17 protein-coding genes are annotated in these 22744 nt (G+C 74.7%); 8 read left to right on the top strand and 9 right to left on the bottom strand.

Features of this window, described 5'->3' with window-relative positions:
- Nucleotides 1–81: 81 nt before the first annotated feature.
- The 4 genes from KG103_RS05115 to KG103_RS05100 all read right to left on the bottom strand — a co-directional run bounded on the left by KG103_RS05115 (nucleotide 82) and on the right by KG103_RS05100 (nucleotide 4193).
- The gene (locus tag KG103_RS05115) at nucleotides 82–468 is read right to left on the bottom strand and encodes a VOC family protein (protein WP_207341594.1); all 387 of its coding nucleotides are present in this window, start codon (nucleotides 466–468) and stop codon (nucleotides 82–84) included.
- A gap of 155 nt (nucleotides 469–623) precedes the next feature.
- Nucleotides 624–1700 carry a redox-regulated ATPase YchF gene (gene ychF / locus KG103_RS05110; protein ID WP_207341593.1) on the bottom strand — a complete coding sequence of 359 codons (1077 nt, stop codon included), beginning with the start codon at nucleotides 1698–1700 and terminating at the stop codon, nucleotides 624–626.
- An 85-nt stretch (nucleotides 1701–1785) separates the two neighbouring features.
- A complete protein-coding gene (locus tag KG103_RS05105; RefSeq protein ID WP_207341592.1) occupies nucleotides 1786–3342 on the bottom strand; it encodes a hypothetical protein in 1557 nt (518 codons plus the stop codon).
- Nucleotides 3318–4193: an ABC transporter ATP-binding protein gene (locus tag KG103_RS05100; protein ID WP_207341591.1), complete on the bottom strand. Its 876-nt coding sequence runs from the start codon at nucleotides 4191–4193 to the stop codon at nucleotides 3318–3320. Before KG103_RS05100 ends, KG103_RS05105 begins: the two co-directional genes overlap by 25 nt.
- A gap of 173 nt (nucleotides 4194–4366) precedes the next feature.
- Between KG103_RS05100 and KG103_RS05095 the strand changes: the two genes are divergently transcribed.
- Nucleotides 4367–5758, top strand: a complete 1392-nt coding sequence (locus KG103_RS05095; RefSeq protein WP_207341590.1) for a DNA recombination protein RmuC — start codon at nucleotides 4367–4369, stop codon at nucleotides 5756–5758.
- Nucleotides 5759–5900: 142 nt separating this feature from the next.
- Here the strand turns inward: KG103_RS05095 and KG103_RS05090 are convergent, their stop codons facing one another.
- On the bottom strand, nucleotides 5901–6956 hold the full coding sequence (locus KG103_RS05090; RefSeq protein WP_249670811.1) for a 4-hydroxy-3-methylbut-2-enyl diphosphate reductase: 1056 nt from the start codon (nucleotides 6954–6956) through the stop codon (nucleotides 5901–5903).
- Nucleotides 6957–7193: 237 nt separating this feature from the next.
- Here KG103_RS05090 and xseA point away from each other — a divergent pair, with 237 nt between their 5' ends.
- From xseA to KG103_RS05070, 4 genes are all read left to right on the top strand, one after another.
- Complete coding sequence (gene xseA / locus KG103_RS05085) at nucleotides 7194–8456, top strand: exodeoxyribonuclease VII large subunit (RefSeq protein ID WP_207341589.1); 1263 nt, start codon at nucleotides 7194–7196, stop codon at nucleotides 8454–8456.
- Between the two features lie 88 nt (nucleotides 8457–8544).
- Nucleotides 8545–8814, top strand: coding sequence for an exodeoxyribonuclease VII small subunit (locus tag KG103_RS05080; RefSeq protein WP_207341588.1), 270 nt, complete (start codon nucleotides 8545–8547; stop codon nucleotides 8812–8814).
- Nucleotides 8811–9770 (top strand): carbohydrate kinase family protein, encoded by a 960-nt coding sequence (locus KG103_RS05075; RefSeq protein ID WP_207341587.1) that lies wholly within the window; start codon nucleotides 8811–8813, stop codon nucleotides 9768–9770. The genes KG103_RS05080 and KG103_RS05075 overlap by 4 nt, the downstream gene beginning before the upstream one ends.
- Complete coding sequence (locus KG103_RS05070; RefSeq protein WP_207341586.1) at nucleotides 9767–10435, top strand: carbonic anhydrase; 669 nt, start codon at nucleotides 9767–9769, stop codon at nucleotides 10433–10435. Before KG103_RS05075 ends, KG103_RS05070 begins: the two co-directional genes overlap by 4 nt.
- A 55-nt stretch (nucleotides 10436–10490) precedes the next feature.
- On the opposite strand, the gene KG103_RS05065 is transcribed toward KG103_RS05070, so the two are convergent.
- From KG103_RS05065 to KG103_RS05050, 4 genes are read right to left on the bottom strand one after another with little or no spacing between them, the layout of a single operon-like run.
- Nucleotides 10491–11759, bottom strand: coding sequence for an ABC transporter ATP-binding protein (locus KG103_RS05065; protein ID WP_207341585.1), 1269 nt, complete (start codon nucleotides 11757–11759; stop codon nucleotides 10491–10493).
- A gap of 26 nt (nucleotides 11760–11785) precedes the next feature.
- Nucleotides 11786–12619, bottom strand: a complete 834-nt coding sequence (locus KG103_RS05060) for a carbohydrate ABC transporter permease (protein WP_207341584.1) — start codon at nucleotides 12617–12619, stop codon at nucleotides 11786–11788.
- Nucleotides 12616–13578, bottom strand: a complete 963-nt coding sequence (locus KG103_RS05055) for a carbohydrate ABC transporter permease (protein WP_207341583.1) — start codon at nucleotides 13576–13578, stop codon at nucleotides 12616–12618. Before KG103_RS05055 ends, KG103_RS05060 begins: the two co-directional genes overlap by 4 nt.
- A complete protein-coding gene (locus KG103_RS05050) occupies nucleotides 13575–14858 on the bottom strand; it encodes an extracellular solute-binding protein (RefSeq protein ID WP_207341582.1) in 1284 nt (427 codons plus the stop codon). Before KG103_RS05050 ends, KG103_RS05055 begins: the two co-directional genes overlap by 4 nt.
- Nucleotides 14859–14984: 126 nt before the next feature.
- Between KG103_RS05050 and KG103_RS05045 the strand changes: the two genes are divergently transcribed.
- The 3 genes from KG103_RS05045 to KG103_RS05035 all read left to right on the top strand — a co-directional run bounded on the left by KG103_RS05045 (nucleotide 14985) and on the right by KG103_RS05035 (nucleotide 22742).
- On the top strand, nucleotides 14985–16418 hold the full coding sequence (locus tag KG103_RS05045) for a class II fumarate hydratase (RefSeq protein ID WP_207341581.1): 1434 nt from the start codon (nucleotides 14985–14987) through the stop codon (nucleotides 16416–16418).
- A gap of 187 nt (nucleotides 16419–16605) precedes the next feature.
- Nucleotides 16606–19950 (top strand): FtsX-like permease family protein, encoded by a 3345-nt coding sequence (locus tag KG103_RS05040; protein ID WP_243656506.1) that lies wholly within the window; start codon nucleotides 16606–16608, stop codon nucleotides 19948–19950.
- Nucleotides 19947–22742 (top strand): FtsX-like permease family protein, encoded by a 2796-nt coding sequence (locus tag KG103_RS05035; RefSeq protein WP_207341579.1) that lies wholly within the window; start codon nucleotides 19947–19949, stop codon nucleotides 22740–22742. Before KG103_RS05040 ends, KG103_RS05035 begins: the two co-directional genes overlap by 4 nt.
- The last annotated feature ends 2 nt before the right edge of the window (nucleotides 22743–22744 follow it).

Genomic DNA, 22744 nt, shown 5'->3' with positions numbered 1-22744 from the left:
AGGTCCGCCGCCCGCCGCGCGCGGACTGACGATCCCGCAGCCCGGCTCGCACGCCCGACGGTCCGCTGGGCACCGCCCGCTTCACGACGTCGGGGTCATCACCTCGACACGGTTCCCGAAACCGTCGCGGGCATGGAAGCGGATGTACCCCTCGAACGTGTCCCGCTCCGCCCACGAGAGCTCGTAGCCTCCGCGACGGATGCGATCGGCCGTGGCGTCCAGCTCGGCCGGCGAGGCGCAGACGAGACCGGGGTGGGCCTTCGCGGCAGGGACGAACGGGTCCTCGACCCCGAGGTGGACCTCGGCGACGACGACCTCGCCGTCGTGCGCACGGAACCAGCACCCGCCGCGTCCGGCCAGGGACGGCGGTTTCTGGACCTCCTCCAGCCCCAGAGCCTCACCGTAGAAGCGACGCGCCTCGGCCTCCTCGCCGCGAGGCATGGCGACCTGGACGTGGTGGAGCCTCATACCGCACCTCCGAAATATCTCGATGTCGAGATACACGCTAGCGGCGGAGCCGACGGACGGGCCGGACCCGGTGATCAGGGCCGGCGACCCGCCGTGGTCCCTCGCCGATCGCTGCGCCGGAGCCTGCCGAACCCCCGGGCGGTCCCGGTCCTGCCTCAGACGTTGAAGCGGAACTCCACGACGTCGCCGTCGTGCATGACGTAGTCCTTGCCCTCGATGCGGGCCTTGCCGGCGGCGCGCGCGGCGGCGACCGAACCGGCCTCGACGAGGTCGTCGAACGAGATGACCTCGGCCTTGATGAAGCCCTTCTGGAAGTCCGTGTGGATCACACCGGCCGCCTGCGGGGCGGTCCAGCCCTGGCGGATCGTCCAGGCGCGCGACTCCTTGGGACCGGCCGTGAGGTACGTCTGCAGGCCGAGGGTGTGGAAGCCGACGCGGGCGAGCTGGTCCAGACCGGACTCCTCCTGGCCGTTGGCCTCGAGCATCTCGCGCGCCTCGTCCTCGTCGAGCTCCACCAGCTCCGACTCGAACTTCGCGTCGAGGAAGATCGCGTCGGCGGGCGCGACAAGGGCGCGCAGCCGCTCCTGCATCGCGGTGTCGGCCAGGCCGGCGTCGTCGGTGTTGAAGACGTAGATGAACGGCTTGGCCGTCATGAGCTGCAGCGCGCGCACGTGCTCGTCGTCTGCCAGACCGGCGGCGAACAGGGTCTGCCCGGTCTCCAGCACCGCGTACGCGCGCTTCGCCGCGTCGAGCACCTCGGGGGCCGTCTTCTTGCCGCGGACCTCCTTCTCGAGGCGCGGGATCGCGTTCTCGAGGGTCTGCAGGTCGGCCAGGACCAGCTCGGTCGCGATGATCTCGATGTCGCCCTCGGGGTCCACCCTGCCGCTGACGTGCACGACGTCCGGGTCGGCGAACGCGCGCGTCACCTGGCAGATCGCGTCGGCCTCCCGGATGTTGGCCAGGAACTTGTTGCCCAGGCCCTCGCCCTCGCTCGCACCCTTGACGATGCCGGCGATGTCGACGAACGACACCGTCGCCGGCAGGATCCGCTCGGAGCCGAAGATCTTGGCGAGCGTCTCCAGGCGCGGGTCCGGCAGCGGGACGACGCCCACGTTCGGCTCGATCGTCGCGAACGGGTAGTTCGCCGCGAGGACCTGCGCGCGGGTGAGCGCGTTGAAGAGGGTGGACTTGCCGACGTTGGGCAGGCCGACGATGCCGATCGTGAGAGCCACGGGCGTCGAGTCTACGCAGCGTCGGAGGGTCCTCCTGCCGCCGGGGTCGCCGCCGCGGCGCCGGGCTGCCCCGGCGCCGCGTGCGTCAGGCGAACGCCCGCATGCGCTGCAGCAGGTCCGGCCCCCGTCGGTCGAGCATCGAGCCGCCGAGCCGCACGCCGACCAGGAGCACGACCACCCCCAGGACGACCCCCACCCCGAGCGCGGCCCAGCCGAACGGCGCCGACCCGCGCCCCACGCCGAGCCCGGCGAGGATCAGGGTCGGCGAGGCCAGCAGGCCGACCGCCAGGGACCCCACCATCTGCGACGTGAAGGCGGCCGAGCCCGCACCCTGCTTGCTGGCGAACGGGTTCTCCCCCGGCAGCTGCACCGGGTACACGAAGGCGGCCGACACCACGCTGGCACCGCCGAGGGCCGTCAGCAGCAGGCCGAGACCCGCACCCAGCAGCGCGGGCACCGCGTCCCAGCGGTCGGCGTACCAGGCGGTGGAGACCACCAGCACGACCGTCGCGAACAGCCCGACGGCGCCCGCCACGACCACCCGCCCCCACCGGTCGGCCACCCCGCGCAGCGGCGCCGCCAGGTGGGTCCAGAACGCCGTGCCGTCGTACGCGACGTCCGCCGAGATGCTCCAGCCGATCATGAACGCCGCCACGGGGCCGGCGATGAGCACGAGCTCGCCGCCGGGCGCCGCGAACGCCAGCAACACGGGCAGCACCGGCACGACCGCCACGGCGACCGAGTACCGCGGGTCGCGCATCCAGTACGTGACGGCGCGCGCGGCCACGGCCCCGGTCGGGGTGGCGGGCACCCGGCCGAACCACCCCAGCCCGCGGGCACGCGCGTCACCGCCCGCGCTGACCGGCTCGGTCAGCGTGCGGTCCAGCGCCCACGACCACACGCGGAGCGCGAGCGCGACGGTCGCCACCGCGATGACCAGCCGGGCCAGCGCACCCGCCCAGTCGCCGACGGCCACGGCCGGTGCGAGCGCCCACGGAGCACCCGGCGGCGTCCACGACAGGACGCGTGCCACGGACCCCAGCCCGTCGACGGCCGAGGCCTGGTCGGCGACGGTGTTGAGGATCGGGCCGATGAACATCACGGGGAGGATCGCGAGCGCCGCGACGACCTCCCGGACCCGGCGTCGGCCGATGAGCGGCGCCAGCGCCGTCGTCGTGGCGCGGGCACCGATGGTGCACGCCAGCACCGCGAGCACGCCGCCGACGAGGGCGGCGAGCGCCGCGGCCGGCTCGCGCCACCACGACAGCGGCATGGCCAGGGCGCTGACCGTGGTGACGATCCCGGGGATGCCGATCAGGCCCGCGAGCGTGAGCCCGACGAGCAGGTCGCGGCGCGGGACGCCGAAGGTGACGAAACGCCGGGGGTCGAGGGTGGAGTCGACGCCGAACGCCAGGAGCGGCACGACCCACCAGCCCAGGACGACCACGGACCCGACGGCGACGAGGACGTCCGAGCGGACCGCGACGTCGACGAAGCCGAGGGCCACGAGCCCCACGACGGCCGCCAGCAGCACGGACAGCCCGTACAGCGCGCCCACGACGACGCCCACGACCTGCCAGGCGCTGCGGCGCAGGGCGTTGCGCAGCAGCGTCAGCTTCAGTCGGACGAGGTGCGCAACCACGCGAGCCCCTCCCCGGTGATCCGGCCGCCCACGAGCTCGACGAACCGCTCCTCGAGCGAACGACCGGCGCGCACCTCGTCGACGGTGCCGGCTGCCAGCACGTGGCCCTCGGCGATGACGGCGACGTGGTCGCACATGCGCTGCACGAGGTCCATGACGTGCGACGACACGACCACGGTCCCGCCGCCCGCGACGTACTGGTGCAGGATCTCGCGGATGTTCGCGGCCGACACGGGGTCGACCGCCTCGAACGGCTCGTCGAGCACGAGGACGCGGGGCGCGTGCACCAGGGCGCAGGCGAGCGCGACCTTCTTCGTCATGCCCGCGGAGTAGTCGACGACGAGGGTGTCGCGGTCGTCCGACAGGCCGACGGCGGCGAGCAGGTCGTCGGTGCGGGCCGCGACCGTCGCGCGATCCAGGCCTTGCAGCAGCCCCGCGTACGTGACGAGCTGCGCACCCGTCAGGCGGTCGAAGAGGCGCACCCCGTCGGGCAGCACCCCGAGCATCCGCTTGACCTCGACCGGGTTCGCCCAGAGGTCCACGCCGTGCACGAGGACGGTGCCCGCGTCGGGCCGCAGCAGACCGGTGGCCATGGACAGGCTGGTCGTCTTGCCCGCCCCGTTGGGGCCGACCAGGCCGTAGAACGAGCCCGACGGGATGGTCAGGTCGATGCCGGCGACGGCGACCTTGTCACCGAAGCGCCGCCACATGCCCTGCAGGGCGAGGGCGGGCGCGCCGGGTCGGGGGGACGGGGCACCGGGGGCGGCCGTCGTCGGCGCGACCCCGGGCGCACCGGACGGGCCCGGGACGGGGCCCGGAGCGGGTGGTGGGACGGCGTCTGGTGTGGTCACGCGATCGACACTAGGGCGCGGGCACGGGCGGGCGGATCGGTCGCGCGACGGAACCGGGCCTCCGTCCCGGGACTGGGCACGGCAGGGGCACAGCAAGGGCACGGCTGGGGCACAGCAGGGGCACGGCGGCAGGACGACGGGCCCTGTCGGTCCCCTCTGGCACGCTGCGCACCATGGATCCCGTGCTCGGTACCGCAGCCCTCCCGCTGCTCCTGTCCGCCCTGCTGGTCGGTGCCGCCCTGGGCGCCGTCGTGGCGTGGGTGGTGGGGTCGTCGCGCGCGACCCGCGCCGCCGAGGAGCGGGTGCGGTCGGCGGAGGTCGAGGCCGCCCGTGCCCTGGCACGGCTCGAGGCGGAGCGCGCCGGCGCCGGCGACCGGTTCCGGGCGCTGGCGGACGAGGCGCTGGCGGCGACCAGCGAGCAGTTCCTCGCCCTGGCCCACCAGCGGCTCGCGGCCGAGCACCAGACGCAGGTGGGTGAGTTCGCGCAGCGCGAGCAGGCGGTCCGCGCGATGGTCGAGCCCCTCGCCCGCACGCTCGACCACGTCCGCACCGAGCTCGTCGAGGCCGAGCGTGCCCGCGTCGAGGGCAACGCGGCGCTGGGCGAGCAGGTGCGCGCGATGCGGGCGGCGTCCGAGCAGCTGCGGGGCGAGACGTCGCAGCTCGTCACGGCGCTGCGCTCGTCGCAGGTGCGCGGCCGGTGGGGCGAGGTGCAGCTGCGGCGCGTGGTCGAGGCCGCGGGGATGCTCGCGCACGTCGACTTCGTCGAGCAGGAGCAGGTGCGCACGGACGACGGGCTGCAGCGCCCGGACATGGTGGTGCGCCTCGCGGGGGGCAAGCAGGTCGTCGTCGACGCGAAGGTCGCGTTCCTGGGGTTCCTCGACGCCGCGCAGACGGACGACGAGACGGTGCGCGCCCAGCGGCTCGCGGCGCACGCCCGGCACGTGCGCAAGCACGTCGACGACCTCGCCTCCAAGCGCTACTGGGACCAGTTCGCCCCCGCGCCGGAGTTCGTCGTGATGTTCGTGCCGGCCGAGTCGTTCCTGCACGCGGCGGCCGACCAGGACCCGACGCTCATCGAGTACGCGTTCGAGCGCAACGTCGTCATCGCGACACCCGTCACGCTGCTCACGCTGCTGCGGACCGTGGCGTACGCGTGGCGGCAGGACGCGCTGGCGGCCAACGCGCAGCAGGTGCTCACGCTCGGCAAGGAGCTGCACGGACGGCTCGCGACGATGGGCACGCACTTGGCGCGGCTCGGCCGCTCGATCGACGCGGCCGCCGGTGCGTACAACCAGGCGGTCGGGTCGTTGGAGTCCCGCGTGCTGGTCAGTGCCCGCCGGTTCGCCGACCTCCACGTCGTCGACGGTGACCTGCCGACGCCCGGGCCGGCGAACCCGCGGCTGACCGCCCTGAGCGCGCCGGAGCTCGTCGCGTCGGCGGCGGAGCAGGTCGTGGCGCTGGACGACCTCGTGCTGGGCGACCCGGCCGGGCGCCGTGACGACCGGGCGCTGCAGGACGAGGTCGCACGGCGGCGCGCGGCCGACGGGGACGCGTCGACCGCCTGATCACCACGGCAGCCGGCGCCGCCGCGTGCGGGATGCCGCCCGCCGCGGCGTCACATGAGCACCGGCGACGTCCGCGTTGCCGGGGGCCGCGCGGCGCCGGCGAGCGGTGCGCGGTACGTCGCGCGCGGTGCGCGGTCGGACGTCAGACGGGCTGGACGTCCAGCCGGCGGCGACCGTCGGGCCGCGGGCGCCCCGCCGGCTCCCCGGCCTTCTTGAGGTCGGCGCGCAGCTCGCGCGGCAGGGAGAACATGAGGTCCTCCGTCGCGGTGCGGACCTCCTCGACGTCGGCGAAGCCGTGCACGGCCAGGAACGCCAGGACGTCCGCCACGAGGATCTCGGGCACCGACGCGCCCGACGTCACGCCGACGGTGGTCGCGCCCTCGAGCCAGGCGGGGTCGATCTCGGCGGCCTTGTCGACGCGGTACGACGAGCGGGCACCCGCGTCGAGCGCGACCTCGACGAGGCGCACCGAGTTCGACGAGTTGGCCGAGCCGACGGTGATGACGACGTCGCACGCGGGCGCGAGCTTCTTCACGGCGACCTGGCGGTTCTGCGTGGCGTAGCAGATGTCGTCGCTCGGCGGGTCCTGCAGGTGCGGGAACCGCTCGCGCAGGCGGCGGACCGTCTCCATGGTCTCGTCCACCGACAGCGTCGTCTGCGAGATCCACATGACCCGCTCCGGGTCGCGAACCTCGACGTGGTCCGCGTCGGCCGGGGAGTTCACGACCTGGATGTGCTCGGGCGCGTGACCCTGCGTGCCCTCGACCTCCTCGTGGCCGTCGTGGCCGATGAGCAGGATGTCGAAGTCGTCCGCGGCGAACCGCACGGCCTCCTTGTGCACCTTGGTCACCAGGGGGCACGTCGCGTCGATCGTCTGCAGGTTGCGCGCCGCCGCGGAGGCCTTGACCGCCGGCGAGACGCCGTGCGCCGAGAACACGACGCGTGCGCCCTCGGGCACCTGGTCCGTCTCGTCGACGAACACCGCCCCGCGCGCGGCGAGCGTCTCGACGACGTGCCGGTTGTGCACGATCTCCTTGCGGACGTACACCGGGGCGCCGTAGTGCTCGAGCGCCTTCTCGACGGCGACGACCGCGCGGTCGACGCCCGCGCAGTACCCGCGGGGTGCCGCGAGCAGCACGCGCTTGCGCGCCGGCGGAACGTCGGCGCGGAGATCAGGGCCGGGGGCGGTCGAGGTCACCGGTCCAGTCTAGGCCGGGCGTCCCGGACGACCCGGGTGACGGCGGCCACCGTCACCCGACCTCCACGACTCCACCCGCTCCCCCTCGCCTCCCGCCACCGCGTGAGACGCGTGCCCCGCGAGAGCGGGCCCAGGTCGCCCGTGGCACTTGCGCCCGGTCTCGCGAGGTCCGTGTCCCCCGCACCGGGACGCGCACCCGTGGTCGGCGGTGTCGGGGGCGTGCGGCAGGCTGGGGGCGTGCAGGACGAGACGAGCGCACCCGCCCCACCGCCCGCGGCCCCCCTGCCGCTCCCGCTCAAGGCCGCGGACACGACACCCGAGCGCCCGTGGCCCGTGCGGCACCTCGCGCCCAAGGTCGCGGACTACGTGGCGCGCATGCCGCCCGTCTGGGTCGAGGGCCAGGTGCTCAACGTCCGGCGCTGGAACTCCCTGCTGTTCCTCACGCTGCGCGACACCGACCTCGACATGTCGCTGTCGGTGACGCTGCCGGCCGTCGCCGCGATGAGCCTCGGCGAGCGGTTCACGGACGGCGCGCACGTGGTGGTGCACGCCCGCCCCCAGTACCAGGTGAAGAAGGGCTCGCTGGGGTTCGCGGCCGACCGGGTGCGGCTGGTCGGCCTGGGCGAGCTGCTGGCCCGCATCGAGCACCTGAAGGGCGTGCTCGCGGCGGAGGGCCTGTTCGACGAGTCCCGCAAGCGTCCGCTGCCCTTCCTGCCCGCCGTCGTCGGGCTGGTGTGCGCGCAGCAGGGCGACGCCGAGCACGACGTCGTGTCCAACGCGCGCGCCCGCTGGCCCGCCGTGCAGTTCGAGATCCGCCGCGTCACCGTGCAGGGCCCCAGCGCGGTGCCGGAGGTGAGCGCGGCCGTCGCGGAGCTCGACGCCGACCCCCGCGTCGAGGTCATCGTCGTCGCGCGTGGCGGTGGCTCGTTCGAGGACCTGCTGCCGTTCAGCAACGAGACGCTCGTGCGTGCGGCCGCCGCGTGCCGCACGCCGCTGGTCAGCGCGATCGGGCACCACATGGACGCCCCCCTGCTGGACCTCGTCGCCGACCTGCGCGCCTCGACGCCGACGGACGCCGCCAAGCGCGTCGTGCCCGACGTCACCGAGGAGCGCGCGCGGATCGTGCAGGCACGGTCGCGGACCCGCGCGGCCGTCACCCACCGGCTCGCCCGCGAGGAGGCCGGGCTCGCGAACCTGCGCAGCCGCCCGGTGCTGGCCCGGCCCGGGACGCTCGTCGACCCCCACGAGGACACGCTGCACCGGCTCACCGGGCGCGGCCGCACGGTGCTCGACGCCGCGCTCGCGCAGGCCGCGACGGCCACGGCGCGTCTCGCCGGGCAGGTGCGGGCCCTGTCCCCCGCCGCGACGCTCGAGCGCGGGTACGCGGTCGTGCAGCGCGCCGACGGCGCGGTCGTGCGCAGCCCCGACGACGTCACCCCGGGTGACCGGCTGCGGGTGCGCGTCGCGGCGGGCGAGCTCGCGGCCGACGTCGCACCGTGACGGCCCGCCGGCCGGGACGGTGCGCCGCGCACGGGCGACGACGCGGGACGGCGCGGCAGGTGCGCTGGTCGGCTGGTTGACTGTGCGCGTGGCACGACCCGACACGGCCGGCGCAGCCGGCGACGAGAACCCAGCCCCCACCCTCCCGGACCCGGCGGACCTCGGCTACGAGCAGGCGCGCGACGAGCTCGTCGCGATCGTCGCCCGGCTCGAGTCCGGCGCCGGGACGCTCGAGGAGTCGCTCGCGCTGTGGGAGCGCGGTGAGGCGCTGGCCGCGCGCTGCCAGGAGTGGCTCGACGGCGCGCGCGCACGGCTGACGGCCGCCCGCGGCAGCGGCGGCACGGAGGACGACGAGTGACCGGCGAGGCACGTGCCCTGGTGGTCGGCGAGGCCCTGGTCGACGCCGTGCGGCGCACGGACGGGACGCGTGACGAGCACCCGGGCGGGAGCCCCGCGAACGTCGCGCTCGGCCTGGCACGCCTCGGGAGGCGCGCCGACCTGCTGACGTGGCTCGGCGACGACGCGGACGGTGACCTGGTGCGCCGCCACCTGCAGCGCTCGGGCGTCCACGTGCTGCGCGGCGACCGCGCCGCGGTCCGCACCCCGGTGGCCACCGCCCACCTGGACGCCGAGGGCGTCGCGACGTACGAGTTCGACCTCGAGTGGGACCTGCCCTCGTCGTGGGCCGAGGACGACGACGCGCCCCTGGTCGTGCACACGGGCTCGATCGCGACCGTGCTCGCACCCGGTGCCGCGAAGGTCGCCCGGCTCCTCGCGAGCCGCCGCGCCACGTCCACCCTCACGTACGACCCGAACCTGCGCCCGGCGCTGATGGGCGACCCGGCCGCCGTCCGGCCGGTCGTCGAGCGCCTGGTGGCCCTCGCGGACGTCGTCAAGGTCAGCGACGAGGACCTGGCGTGGCTGCGGCCCGGCGTCGCGCCGGCCGAGATCGCCGAGGCGTGGAGCCGGTCCGGCCCCGCCCTGGTCGTGGTCACGCACGGTGGCGAGGGCGCGTTCGCCGTCACGTCGGCCGGCGCACGCCTGTCCGTCGCGGCGCCCCGGGTGACGGTGGCCGACACGGTCGGCGCCGGCGACTCGTTCATGGGTGGCCTGGTCGACGGCCTGTGGGAGGCCGGCCTGCTCGGCGCCGACCGGCGCGCCGCGCTGCACGACGTCGACGCCGCGACGGTGCAGGCCGTCCTGGAGCGCTGCGCCCGGATCGCGGCGATCACGGTGTCGCGCCCGGGTGCGAACCCGCCCCGGCGCGACGAGCTCGAGGAACCGACCGACACGACGGAGGGCACCGACGCATGACGGCTGCGACCACGACACCGACGACGCCCGCCGAGGCGTGGGCCGAGCTGCGCGCAGGCAACCTGCGGTTCGTCGAGGACCGGATGCTGCACCCCTCGCAGGGGATCGACCGTCGCACCGAGGTCAGCAGCGAGCAGCACCCCTTCGCCGTGGTGTTCGGCTGCTCCGACAGCCGGGTCGCCGCCGAGATCATCTTCGACCAGGGCCTGGGCGACCTCTTCGTGGTCCGCACGGCCGGGCACGTGCTCGACACGACCGTCATCGGGTCGATCGAGTACGGCGTCAACGTGCTGGGCGCCCCGCTCGTGGTCGTCCTCGCGCACGACTCGTGCGGTGCGGTCGCGGCCACCGTCGACGCGATGACCAGCGGGAACGTCCCGCCCGGCTTCGTGCAGGCCGTGGTGGACCGCGTGATCCCGTCGATCGTCGGCCTCACGGCCTCGGGGCGGCCGCTGGACTCGTTCGACGCGGCCACGCTCGGCCACGAGCACGTCCTGCACACCGCGCGCCAGCTGCACGGGTACTCCGTGTCGCTCGCGGACGAGATCGCGGCCGGCCGGTGCGCGATCGTCGCGCTGGAGTACGCCCTGGCCGACGGCCGCGCGCGCGTCGCGCGCGTCGTCGGCGACATCGGCGCCGGACCGGGCGTGGTCCCGCAGGACTGACCGTCGTGCCGCGTCGCGCCGCCCCGGGCCTGCCGGGACGGCGCGACGCCGGGGCTCAGGCGGCCGGCTCGCGGGCGCGCTCGGCGCGGCGGTGCGCACGCTCCGTCGTCCGGCGACGCTCCTCGACGCTCTCCTCGTCGGACCGGCGGGCCGACTCCGCGTCGTACGTGAGGTTCTCGCCGTTCTCCGGGTCGAAGATCAGCAGCCGTGCCGGGTCGAACCAGAGCTCGGCGGTGTCACCGTCGCGGACCCGCGCCTCGGAGCCGAGCGCCGCGACCAGCTGGGTCCGCATGCCCTCGCCGTCCAGGTCGCGGTCGAGCTCCTCGAGGGTCTTCTCCACCGAGGCGTGCGTCTCGAACGGCACGTACGCGTAGAGCTCCGCGCCCAGCCACTCGACGACGTCCACGTCGGCCCCGAACGTCACACCGCCCGCGCGGGTGTCGTCGTCGAGCATGTCCGCGTCCTCCAGGTGCTCCGGGCGCAGACCGACGATGACGACCCGGCGGTCGCCGATGCGGGCGCGCAGCTCGTCGGTCAGGGGGACCTCGGTCAGCGGCAGCCGCAGCACGTCACCGTCGACCTCTCCCGGCAGGAAGTTCATGGGCGGCGACCCGATGAACCCGGCCACGAAGAGGTTGACGGGCTGCTCGTACAGCGCCCGCGGGCTGGCGACCTGCTGCAGCACGCCCTTCTTCAGCACGGCCACCCGGTCGCCGAGCGTCATCGCCTCGGTCTGGTCGTGCGTGACGTAGAGGGTCGTGGTGCCGAGCCGGCGCTGCATCCGGGAGATCTCGGTGCGCATCTGCCCGCGCAGCTTGGCGTCGAGGTTGGACAGCGGCTCGTCGAAGAGGAACGCGCGCGCCTCGCGGACGATGGCCCGCCCCATCGCGACCCGCTGCCGCTGCCCGCCGGACAGGTTGGCGGGCTTGCGGTCGAGGTGCTCACGCAGCTCCAGGGTGTCGGCGGCGCGCTCGACGCGCTCACGCACCTCCGCCTCCGAGAACTTGCCCTTGTCGAGCCGCAGCGGGAACGCGATGTTCTCGAACACGCTCAGGTGCGGGTACAGCGCGTAGTTCTGGAACACCATCGCCAGCTTGCGGTCCCGCGGCGCCTTGTCGTTGACCACGTCGCCGTCGATCGAGATCTCGCCGCCCGTGATGTCCTCGAGACCGACGACCATGCGCAGCAGGGTCGACTTCCCGCACCCCGACGGCCCGACGAGGATGACGAACTCGCCGTCGTCGATGTCCAGGCTCACGTCGTTCACTGCCGGGTACCCGTCGCCGTACTCCTTGACGACGTGGCTCAGCGTGATCGCTGCCATGACGCTCCTCCTCCTGCGACGGCCCGTCAGCCCTTGACGGCACCCTGGGTGAGCCCGGCGACGATCTGGCGCTGGAACAGCAGGACCAGCACGACGACGGGGATGGTGACGATGACCGCGGCGGCCGAGATGGCCCCCGTCGGCTCCTCGAACTGCGAGGCGCCGGTGAAGAACGCGAGCGCCGCCGGCACGGGCCGGGCGCGCTCGGTGGACGTCAGCGAGATGCCGTAGACGAAGTCGTTCCACGCGAGGAAGAAGGCGATGATCGCCGTGGTCGCCACGCCCGGTCCGGCGAGCGGCACGATGACCTTGCGGAACGCCTGCGCGGTCGTCGCGCCGTCGACCTGCGCCGCCTGCTCCATCTCCCACGGGATCTCGCGGAAGAACGCGGTGAGCGTCCAGATCGACAGCGGCAGCGTGATCGACAGGTAGGGGATGATCAGGCCGGGCCACGTGTCGAACAGCCCGATCGCACGCCAGATGTTGAACAGCGGCGTGACGATCGAGATGACGGGGAACATCGACACCCCGAGCGCGAGCCCCAGCACCAGCGCCTTGCCGGGGAAGTCGAGGCGGGCGACCGCGTACGCGCACAGCGCCGCCAGCACGACCGCGATCCCGGTGGCGATGAGGCAGATGCCCACGGAGTTGCGCAGCGCCGGCAGGAACAGGTCGGACGCGCCGCCGGTGAGGATCAGCTGGTAGTTCTGCCACGACACCGACGTGGGCAGGAACGACCCGTCGTCGAGGTCGGCCGGCGCCTTGAGCGACAGCGACACGATCCACGCCACCGGGAACAGGCAGTACAGGACGATCAGGATCCCGCCGACCCACCACCACGCCTTCGTCCGCCCGCTCATCGTCCCGCCCTCGTCGACGCCGCCAGGTTGACCTTGAAGCCCTTGACGAACAGCAGCGCGATGAGCGCGACGCAGATCGTCAGCAGCACGGACACCGCCGAGCCGATGCCGATCTCCAGGCGCTGGATGGTCTGCCGGTAGGCCAGGAACGACACCGACTCGGTGCCGGCCGCGCCGTTCGTCATGATGAAGATGTTGTCGAAGATGCGGAACGCGTCGAGGGCCCGGAACAGCAGCGCGACCATGATCGCGGCCTTCATGTTCGGGATCGTCACGCGGCGCATCCGCTGCCACCACGTGGCGCCGTCGACCTTCGCCGCCTCCTGCAGCTCGCCCGGGACCTGTGCGAGCCCCGACAGCAGCAGCAGCGAGATGAACGGCGTCGTCTTCCAGATCTCCGAGATGCAGATGACCGTGATCGCGGTGCCGAACGACGCGAACCAGTCCACGTCGTCGGGCACGAACGGCAGCCAGCTGTTCATGAACCCGCTGGTCAGGTCGAACATGAACCGGAACGCGAACGCCGAGACGACCGTGATGATCGCGTACGGGATGAGGATCGCCGTGCGCAGCGCGGGACGCAGGGTGCTCAGCGCGTTGTTCATCACCAGCGCCAGGGCGAACCCGAGGACGAGCTCGACGACCACGGTGACGACCGTGATGAGCACGGTCACCCACAGCGCCTGCCACCAGATCGGGTCGGACAGGATCAGCGCGTAGTTCTCCAGGCCGACGAAGCGCCGCGCGTCGGGGTTGGTGAGCTTGTAGCTGTACAGCGAGTCCCAGACGGCCTGCAGGATCGGGTACCCCACGACGGCGACGAGGACGAGGATCGCGGGCGCGCACAGCAGCAGCCCGAGCCGGGCCTCCTGGCGCGCCCGGTCCGACCGGCGCGGCTTGCGGGGACCGCCGGTGGCCGCGTCAGCCGCGGCCGGGACGGTGGTGGTCGCGGCGCTCACAGCAGTGCCCTCCCCTGCAGGACGTCGGTGATGAGCGTGTCGCCCGAGGCCGGGGTGGAGTCCGGGGAGACGCTGCGGGGCGAGTGCCACGTGCGCTGCAGGCTCGTCGACACCTCGTTGTAGAACGGCGTCTGCGGCCGTGGTGCGGCGTTCTGCAGCGACTCGCGGATGAGGTCGGCCATCGGGAATGCCTCCTGCACCTCGGGGTCGTCGAACGCCACGAGGGACCCGGGCGGGTTGCCGTCCGACAGGTAGTACTCCGCCTGCTTCTCGGGCTGGACGATGCACTGCGCGGCCTCGAACGCCAGGTCGGGGTTCTCGCTGAACGCGCTGACGCCGAGCGTGACGCCCCCGATCGGCGGGCGGGACTCCTCGCCCTCGACCGCCTGCGGGTACAGCGCCCAGCCGTAGTCGTCGACGACCGACCGGTCGAGGCTGCCGGACTCGACGCCCGCGTTGGCGCGCTGCCAGACGAACGGCCAGTTGACCATGAAGCCCGCGGAGTCGCCCTCGAACATCGAGGCGTTGATGTCCTCGTCGGCGTTGGAGAGCTGCGGCCCCCCGACACCCGAGGCGGCGAGGTCCGAGATGATCTGCGCAGCGGTGCGGCCCGCGTCGCTGTCGAGGCTCGGGGTGACGGCCTGCGGGTCCTCCTCGTCGGGGTTCTCGAGGATGTGCCCGCCGGCGGACTCGACCAGCGCGTTGACCCACACGGTGAGCGACTCGGCGCGCGTGCCCTGGACGGCCACCGTGACGTCCTGCTGCTCGGCCGCGTCGATGATCTGGTCCCACGTGACCGGCTGCGACATGTCCAGGCCTGCGGCCTCGGCCACGGACTTGCGGTACCAGAGCAGCTGCGTGTTGGCCCAGAACGGCACGACGACGAGCTCGTCGCCGTACGTGGCGGCCGCGACGGCCCCCTCGGCCACGTCCTGCGTCACGGTCTGCGCCACGTCGTCCGGGATCTCGGCCAGGAAGCCCGCGTTGGAGAACTCCGGGACGAACGGCGGGTCGATGCTCATGAGGTCGATCGACGTGTCGTTGGCCGCGAGCCGCCGGACGAGCTGCTCGCGCTGCCCCGGGGCGTCGCGCGGCAGCAGGGCCACCTCGAGGCGGTACGCGCCGTCGGACTCGTCGCTGCACTCGGCGGCGATGCGCGCCTGCCCCCCGGAGTCGGGGTTGATGTACCACGTCAGCGTGGGAGGCCCCTCCTCGGCCGACGCGCAGGCGGCCAGCGGGGCCACCAGCGCCAGGGCGAGGAGAGCTGCGCGTCGTCGCACCGGGGGTACCTGACCTCTCGCGTCGTCGGAAGGGTCGAACGGTGCTTCACATACGACTACGACCTGCACCGTTCCGCCACCGGAAGCCTGCGCGACCCGACGCGGCGGCGGTGGAAGGATGTGCGCATGACTGACACGAACGGTCCCGACGTCGCGGCCGACGCCCAGCCCGCGTACCGCATCGAGCACGACACGATGGGTGAGGTCCGCGTGCCCGCCCACGCGCTGTACCGCGCGCAGACCCAGCGCGCGGTGGAGAACTTCCCGATCTCCGGGAGCACCCTGGAGCGCGGCCACATCGAGGCGCTCGCGCGCGTGAAGAAGGCGGCCGCCCGCGCCAACGCCGAGCTGGGTGTGCTCCCCCAGGACGTCGCCGACGCGATCGCCACCGCCGCGGACGAGGTCGCGTCGGGGGTCCACGACGCCCACTTCCCGGTCGACGTCTACCAGACCGGCTCGGGCACCAGCTCGAACATGAACACCAACGAGGTCCTCGCCACGCTCGCGACGCGCCTGCTGGGCCGCGACGTGCACCCGAACGACCACGTCAACGCGTCGCAGTCGTCGAACGACGTCTTCCCCACCTCCGTGCACGTGGCCGCCACCGCGGGCGTCGTGCGCGACCTCGTCCCCGCGCTCGAGCACCTCGCCGGCGCGCTGGAGGAGAAGGCGACCGCCTGGGCGCAGGTCGTGAAGTCGGGCCGCACGCACCTCATGGACGCGACCCCGGTGACGCTGGGCCAGGAGTTCGGCGGGTACGCCGCGGCGGTGCGCTACGGCGTCGAGCGCCTGCAGGCCGCGCTGCCGCGCGCCGCGGAGGTCCCGCTGGGCGGCACCGCGGTCGGCACCGGCATCAACACGCCCGCGGGCTTCCCGCAGCGCGTGATCGCGCTGCTGGTCGAGGACACGGGCCTGCCGCTGACGGAGGCGCGCGACCACTTCGAGGCGCAGTCCTCCCGCGACGGCCTCGTGGAGCTGTCCGGCGCGCTGCGCACCATCGCCGTGAGCCTGACCAAGATCTGCAACGACCTGCGCTGGATGGGCTCGGGCCCCAACACCGGCCTGGCGGAGATCGCCCTGCCCGACCTGCAGCCCGGGTCGTCGATCATGCCCGGCAAGGTCAACCCCGTGGTGCCCGAGGCCGTGCTCATGGTCTGCTCCCGGGTCGTCGGCAACGACGCGACGGTCGCGTGGGCCGGTGCCAGCGGCACCTTCGAGCTCAACGTGCAGATCCCCGTGATCGCCTCGGCGGTGCTCGAGTCGATCCGCCTGCTGTCGAACGCGTCGCGCGTGCTGGCCGACCGCACGGTGGCCGGCACGACACCGAACGTCGAGCGCGCACGTGAGCTGGCGGAGTCGTCCCCGTCGATCGTGACGCCGCTGAACCGCACCATCGGCTACGAGAACGCCGCGAAGATCGCCAAGCACGCCGTGAAGGCGGGGGTGACGATCCGCCAGGCGACCCTCGACCTGGGCTTCGTCGAGCGCGGCGACCTCACGCTCGAGCAGCTCGACGCGGCGCTGGACGTCCTCGCGATGACCCGGCCGCCGCAGGCCTGACCAGCGCGTGCGGGGTGTCCCGGGAGGACCCGGGGCACCCCGTACGCCACGGAATTGACCCGCCCGCCGACCCAACCTTTCCTATCACCCGAACGAGTGTCAGAGCACCCCCCACCTGCGCTTTCATCTCGCCTAGCATCGCCGTGCGGTCGCGCGACGACGACGGCGCGGACGAGAGGTGGCGCAGATGGGCTGGCGGGCGCAGGTGCTCCTGGGACGCCTGCGCGACCAGGCCGCCGTCCTGGCGACCGTCACCCTGGTCACCTTCGTGGCCACCACGCTGCTCGGGACCTTCGCGTTCCTGCTGCACGCGACGGGCGACGGCGCGGTGGACGCCGCCCTCGCCCGCGTGCCGGACTCCGAGCTGACGCTCGAGACGAAGATCCGCCTGTCGAACCGCGACGTCCAGGCCGCCGTCGACGCCGCCTCGACCGTGATCGGCGACACCCTGGGCGACGTCCCGACCGAGCAGACGACCTGGCTCACGGGCCGCCTGTGGATGCTGCCCCGCGACCCGAGCGGCGGCACCGCGCCGATGGCGTACCCCGCGAGCACACCGGCCGTGCCCGAGCACGCGGAGCTGCTGTCCGGGGCCTGGCCGGAGCGCGCCCGGGACGACGCGGGCCGCACCCAGGTCAACGTGCCCGACGTCGCCGCGAAGCGTTACGGCTGGTCGACGGGCACCGAGATCCCGGTGCGCACGCTGGGGGGCCAGACCACCGACACCTGGGTCGTCGTGGGGACCCACGTGCTCACGGGCGGCAGCCTGCAGTGGTCGCGCGACCTGCTGGGCGGCACGGGGCACGACGCCGCGTTCCCCGTCCCCGGGAGCGGGGGACGGCTGACGGCCGACGTCTGGGGCCCGGTGGTCGTGGCGCCCGAGACCCTGCTCGGCGCGGGCACCACGGAGACCGCGAACGTCCTGTTCACCCCGACCATCACCGACCTCACCCCCGGTGCCCTGACCGACGTGCGGACGGCGCTGGACACCACCCAGGCGCGCCTGTCGGCCGCACTGAAGGCCGCCGGGGTGAGCGGCATCGTGCGCACGGACCTCGGCACCACCATCGACGCCGCCGCGCGGGAGCTGGCCGTGACCCGCATCGGCGTCATCGTCGTCGGGCTCCTGCTGGTCGTGCTCGCGACCACGGTGATGCTGCTCACCGCACGGCTGCTCAGCGAGCGCCGCGCCGGTGAGGGCGCGCTGCTGGCGGCACGGGGCGGGGCGCCGCACCAGCTGCGCTCGCTCGCGGTGGCCGAGGCCGCCCTGATCGCGGTCCTCACCGCGGCCGTGTCCCCGCTGGCGGCACGCGCCGTGTTCGACGTCCTCGCCGACCGCAGCGGGCTCGGGGCGGCCGGCCTGCGGACACCACCCGGTGTCCCGACCTCCGTCTGGCTCGCGTGCGGCGCCGTCGCGGTCGTGCTGGCCGTCGCGCTCGTCGTGCCCGCGTGGCACGTCAGCGGCTCGTCGAGCGCCGCGCCGCACGCCGCGCTGGTGCGGACGGGTGCCGACCTCGGTCTGGTCGCGGTCGCCGGGGTCGTCCTGTGGCAGCTCGTCGACTACGGCGCCCCGCTGACCCAGGGGACGTCCGGCGTGCGGCTGGACCCGGTGCTCGTGGCCGGACCCGCGCTGGTCGCCCTCGCCGCCGCCGTGCTCGCGCTGCGGCTGGTGGGGCCCGTGGCCCACGGGGCGGACGTGCTCGCGCGCCGCAGCCGGTCGCTGGTCGCGCCGCTCGCGGCGTGGCAGGTGTCGCGCCGGACGGCCGCCGCCACGGGCACCACGCTCGTGGTCGTCCTCGCCGTCGGCGCCGCGACCTTCTCCCAGGCCTTCCAGGCGACCTGGCGCGAGTCCCAGCTGGAGCAGGTCGACCTGGCACTGGGCACCGACGCCCGCATCGACGGGCAGCCGTCCGAGCGGCTGACAGGGTCGGCGGACGTGCGCGCCGGGCTGGCGGACGCGCCCCCGGGCACCCGGCTGCAGCCGGTGGTCGACCGGACGGCGAACCTCGGGCGCAACCTCGGACCGGACCGGGGCACCGCGTCGATCGAGGCCCGCCTCGTCGCGGCCGACACCACCGACCCCGGTGCGCTGCGCGGCCGGTCGGACCCGTCGTGGGCGACGCTCGTCGACCAGCTGGGCGGGACCACGGGGCAGGACGCACCCGGCGTGCCGCTGCCGGGCGAGCCCCAGTGGATCGTCGCGACCGTGACGCCCGGCACGCAGCCGTACGCCGAGGGCCGCGTCGACCTCCAGCTCGCCATCGAGGACGAGGTCGGGGTCCGCTCCTGGCTGAGCGCACCGGAGCTGTCGCTCGGCTCGCCGTCGCTGCTGGTGCTCGAGGTCCCGCGGTCGCGCGGACCGCTGCGACTGGTCGCGCTGCGGGGCGTCGTCGGGCTGCAGGCGGTACCGGCGGAGGTGCCGGACGGGGCGCAGGGACACGACCGGCTGGGCCGGATCGGGGTGGCGCTGCACGACCTGCGCGTGGTCGACCGCACGGTCGGTGCGGGGTCGGACAGCGAGGCGCTCACGGCCTCCGAGACCGGCGGCACCGCCGTGGAGACGACCGCGTCGGGATGGCAGGGGTCGGCGACCACCGACGGGACCCGCCGGGAGGTCGGGACCGGGGAGGCCGCCGCCGTGCCCACCGCCTCGTCCCACCCGGTGAACGCGCTCGTGGTCGACGGCGCGTTCGACATGGTGAGCCTGGTCAACGGCAACGGTGTGCTCGTGGCCCACGCGTGGCCCTCCTCCCCGACGCTGCCCGTCGTCGTCACCTCGTCGTTGGCCGAGCGCGCCGCCTCCGGCAAGGGTGCCGTGCTCGTCCTGCGCGCCGGTGGTGCGCAGATCAGCGCCAAGATCCAGGAGGTCACGCCCCACCTGCCGGGGACACCCCGGGGACCCGCCCTGCTGGCCGACCGCACAGCGCTCGCCCGTGCGGTCACCGAGGCCGGCGGGACGGACCCGCTCGTGGACGCCTGGTGGCTCACGGCGCCCGACGAGGCCGCGCCCGTCCTCGCCGCGGAGATCGCCCGCTCGACCGGGGCGACCGCCACGGTCCGCGTCACCGAGCGGGAGGCGGCGGTCGCCGGGCCCCTGCGTGTCGCCGTGCCCGCCGCGCTCTCACTGGTCACCGGCGCCACCCTCGTGCTCGTGCTCGTGGGCCTCGGCGCGAGCACCGCCGCGGCCGTGCGGTCGCGGCGCCTGGAGCTCGCGAGGCTGCAGGCTCTCGGCGCAGGACGGCGCTCGCTCGTGGCCGGGCTCGTCGGCGAGCACGCGCTGCTGGTCGCGCTCGGTGCCGTCGCCGGCGCGGCCATCGGGTACGGCCTGGCCCGCGTCGTCGCCCCCATCCTCACGGTGTCCACCGACGGCCGCCGACCGGTGCCGGCCCCGGTGCTCGTGTGGGACCCGGGGGCGTCGCTCGCCCTGACGACCGGGCTGGCTGCCGCCGCCTGCGCGGTCGTCGCCGTGCTCGCCGCGGCGCTGGTCCGACGCGCCTCGGGGGCGCTCCTGCGGCTGGGGGACGACCGATGAGCACGACCGCAGCCACACGCGCCCTGGCCCGGGCGACCACCGGCGACGCCCTGCTGGTCGCGCGGCGGCGAGCCGCGCAGGACAAGGGCCTGCTGATCGGCAGCGCGGTCCTGCTGCTCGCCTCCCTCATCCTGACGTCGGCGGTCCCCCGCCTGCTGGAGCGCACGGCGGACCGAGCGGTGCAGGAGAGCATCCTCGCGGCCGGCGACGACGCCGACCTGCTGGCGCGCGCCATGCCCGACCCGTACGGGGAGGGACCGAGGGACCCGGTGACCCTCAGCTACGAGTCGGCGGGGTGGCTGCGCTACCAGTTCGGGGACGTCACGCACCCCCCGGTGGTGACGATCTCCTCCGCGTACACCGTCATGCGGACGCCCGAGGGTGCGTTCGCCGCGGACCTCGTGCACGTCGCCACCCCGGGGGCCGACACGGAGCCGGTGCGCTGGGTGGTCGGCACCGCCCCCGCGGACCTCCCCGACCAGCCGGACGAGGCCGAGGACCCGAGCGGCGCGGAGGCGGCGAACCCGCTCACCGTGCAGGTCGGCCTCAGCACGGCGGCCGCCGCCGCGCTGGGGATCACGCTGGCCGACGGTCCGATGACGATGCGCCGTGACGAGCCCGGCGGCTACGACCACGTCGTGGTGACGGGCCTCTACGAGCCCGTCGACCCGACGTCCCCGATCTGGGAGGACCACCCCGGGCTCCTCGGGGCCCTGACCTCGGCGCCCGGGGCGCCCGTCGAGATGCGGGTCTCGGCGTACGTGCCGTTCGCCGCGGTCCCCGACATGGTCGGGGTGGTGGGCGAGCGCGCGGTCCGCAGCTCGGCACGTTCCGCCGTGCGCACCGACGGGATGACGGTCAGCGACGCGCACGCGCTGGTCACCGACGTCATGCGGACCTCGGCCACCACCGGACGCCTCCAGACCGGCCTGCCGGGGGTCGTCGAGGCGTTCGACGCCGGCATGGCCGCAGCGCGGGCGCTGGTGTCCCTGGTGCTCGCGGGCGTGGCCACCACCGCTGCCCTGTGCCTCGTGCTCACCGCCTCGCTCCTCACGGAGCGCCGCCGCACGTACTTCGCGGCCGAGCGCGCCCGCGGCGCGTCGATCGCGTCCGTCGCGTTCCGCGCGCTCGTCGAGTCGGTCCCCGTCGTCCTGCTCGCCGCCGTGCTCGCCACCGGCGCGGTCCTCCTCTGGCTGCCCGACCAGCGGGGCTCGGCCCTGCTCACGGTGGCCGTCGCCCTCGTGGCCGCCGGCGCACCGGCCGTGCTCGCGGCACGCACCGCCGCGCAGGCCGCGAACGGTCGCCGCGTCCCGGCGGACCGTCGGGACCGTGCCGCGCAGCAGGCGCGCCGCGGGGCTCGCCGGCTCGTCGTCGAGGGCGTGGTCGTGACCCTCGCGGTGGCAGCCCTGATCGCCGTGACCGGGCGCGGCGTGGTCCCGCTCGAGTCCGGCGAGATCGACCCGCTGCTCGCCGCCGCACCGGTGCTCCTGGCATCCGCCGCGGCCCTGGTGGTCGTCCGGGTCTCCCCCGCTGTGGTCCGCGCGGCGGCCCGCTGGGCGGGGCGGTCCCGTGGCCTCGCGGCGCCGCTCGCCGTCGCCCGCGCGCACGGCGCCACCAGCGCGGTCGTCCCCCTGCTCACCGTCACGGTCGCCGTGGCCCTGGTCGTCCTGTCGGGCACCGTCGTGCAGACGGTGCGGACCGGGCAGCAGCTGGCGGCGGACGAGCTCGTCGGCGCACCCGTCCGGATCGACGGTGCGATCGCCGCCGCCGGCGGCGCGGAGCTGCTCGACCGGCTGCGGGGGGCGCCCGGCGTCACGACCGTCGCGACGGGATCGCAGGTGGGCAAGCGCGCGTTCGGTGAGCGGACCGGCCTGAAGGCGACGCTCGTGGTCGTCGACGCCGCCGAGCTCGACGCGGTGCGCCGCGCCCAGGGCCTGCCCGAGGTGGCCGGCCTGGCGGCGCTGGCGGAGCCGGGACCCGCCGGCACCGTCCCCGCACTGGTGGGCGGGGACCTGCTGGCGAAGGCCGGCACGGAGGGCACCGAGCAGGTCATGACGGCGCTCAACGCCACGATCCGGCTGGACGTGCGGGGGGCCACCGACCTGACCGCCGACGCCGGGGCACCGCCGCTGGACACGCGCGCGGCCGTCCGCTTCGGCCGACCGGACGACGGGATCGTCGTCGTCGACCGCCAGGTGCTCGCCGACGTCACGGCGCAGGAGGCGAGCGTCGACCGCGTGTGGCTCGCCGGCCCGGGCGCCGTGGCCGCGGTGGCGGCCGAGAAGATCGCCCCGCCCGCCACGTCGGGCCTGGTCGTGACGACCCGCGACGGCTGGTACCAGGCCTGGTCGCAGTCGACGCTGCCCTCGGCGCTGACGGCCACGTTCCTGGCGGCGACGGGCCTGCTGGCCGCGCTGGCTGTCCTCGCGCTGGTGCTGGTGGTGGTCGCGACCGCGCGGGAGCGGGGACGGACCCTGTCCGCCCTGCGCACCCTCGGGCTGGACGGGCGGACGGCCCGGTGGGCGACGCTCGGGGAGCTGGCCCCGCTGGTGCTCGGCGGCCTGCTGGGCGGCTGCGTGATCGGGCTGGGGCTGCCGGCGCTGATCGGCGGGTCCCTCGGCCTGCGCCGGCTGACGGGTGAGCCGCGCGGGACCACGATCGACGTCACGTGGTGGCCGGTCAGCGTGGCGGTCGCCGCGCTGCTGGTCGCGCTCGTGGTGGCCGTCGCCGTCGAGCGGGCCGTCCGCCGCCGGGACCGGCTCGGGGAAGTGCTGCGGGTGGGTGAACGATGACC

This window comes from Cellulomonas wangleii (genome assembly GCF_018388445.1).
Taxonomy (GTDB): Bacteria; Actinomycetota; Actinomycetes; order Actinomycetales; family Cellulomonadaceae; genus Cellulomonas; species Cellulomonas wangleii.
Note: the sequence above shows the minus strand (reverse complement) of the source record. Positions and strands in the feature narration are given on the sequence as shown.

Coding starts and splice junctions, on each gene's coding strand:
- KG103_RS05115 (WP_207341594.1), bottom strand. CDS start 468: ATGAGGCTCCACCACGTCCAGGTCGCCATGCCTCGCGGCGAGGAGGCC.
- KG103_RS05095 (WP_207341590.1), top strand. CDS start 4,367: ATGGATCCCGTGCTCGGTACCGCAGCCCTCCCGCTGCTCCTGTCCGCC.
- KG103_RS05070 (WP_207341586.1), top strand. CDS start 9,767: ATGACGGCTGCGACCACGACACCGACGACGCCCGCCGAGGCGTGGGCC.
- KG103_RS05065 (WP_207341585.1), bottom strand. CDS start 11,759: ATGGCAGCGATCACGCTGAGCCACGTCGTCAAGGAGTACGGCGACGGG.
- KG103_RS05060 (WP_207341584.1), bottom strand. CDS start 12,619: ATGAGCGGGCGGACGAAGGCGTGGTGGTGGGTCGGCGGGATCCTGATC.
- KG103_RS05045 (WP_207341581.1), top strand. CDS start 14,985: ATGACTGACACGAACGGTCCCGACGTCGCGGCCGACGCCCAGCCCGCG.
- KG103_RS05040 (WP_243656506.1), top strand. CDS start 16,606: ATGGGCTGGCGGGCGCAGGTGCTCCTGGGACGCCTGCGCGACCAGGCC.
- KG103_RS05035 (WP_207341579.1), top strand. CDS start 19,947: ATGAGCACGACCGCAGCCACACGCGCCCTGGCCCGGGCGACCACCGGC.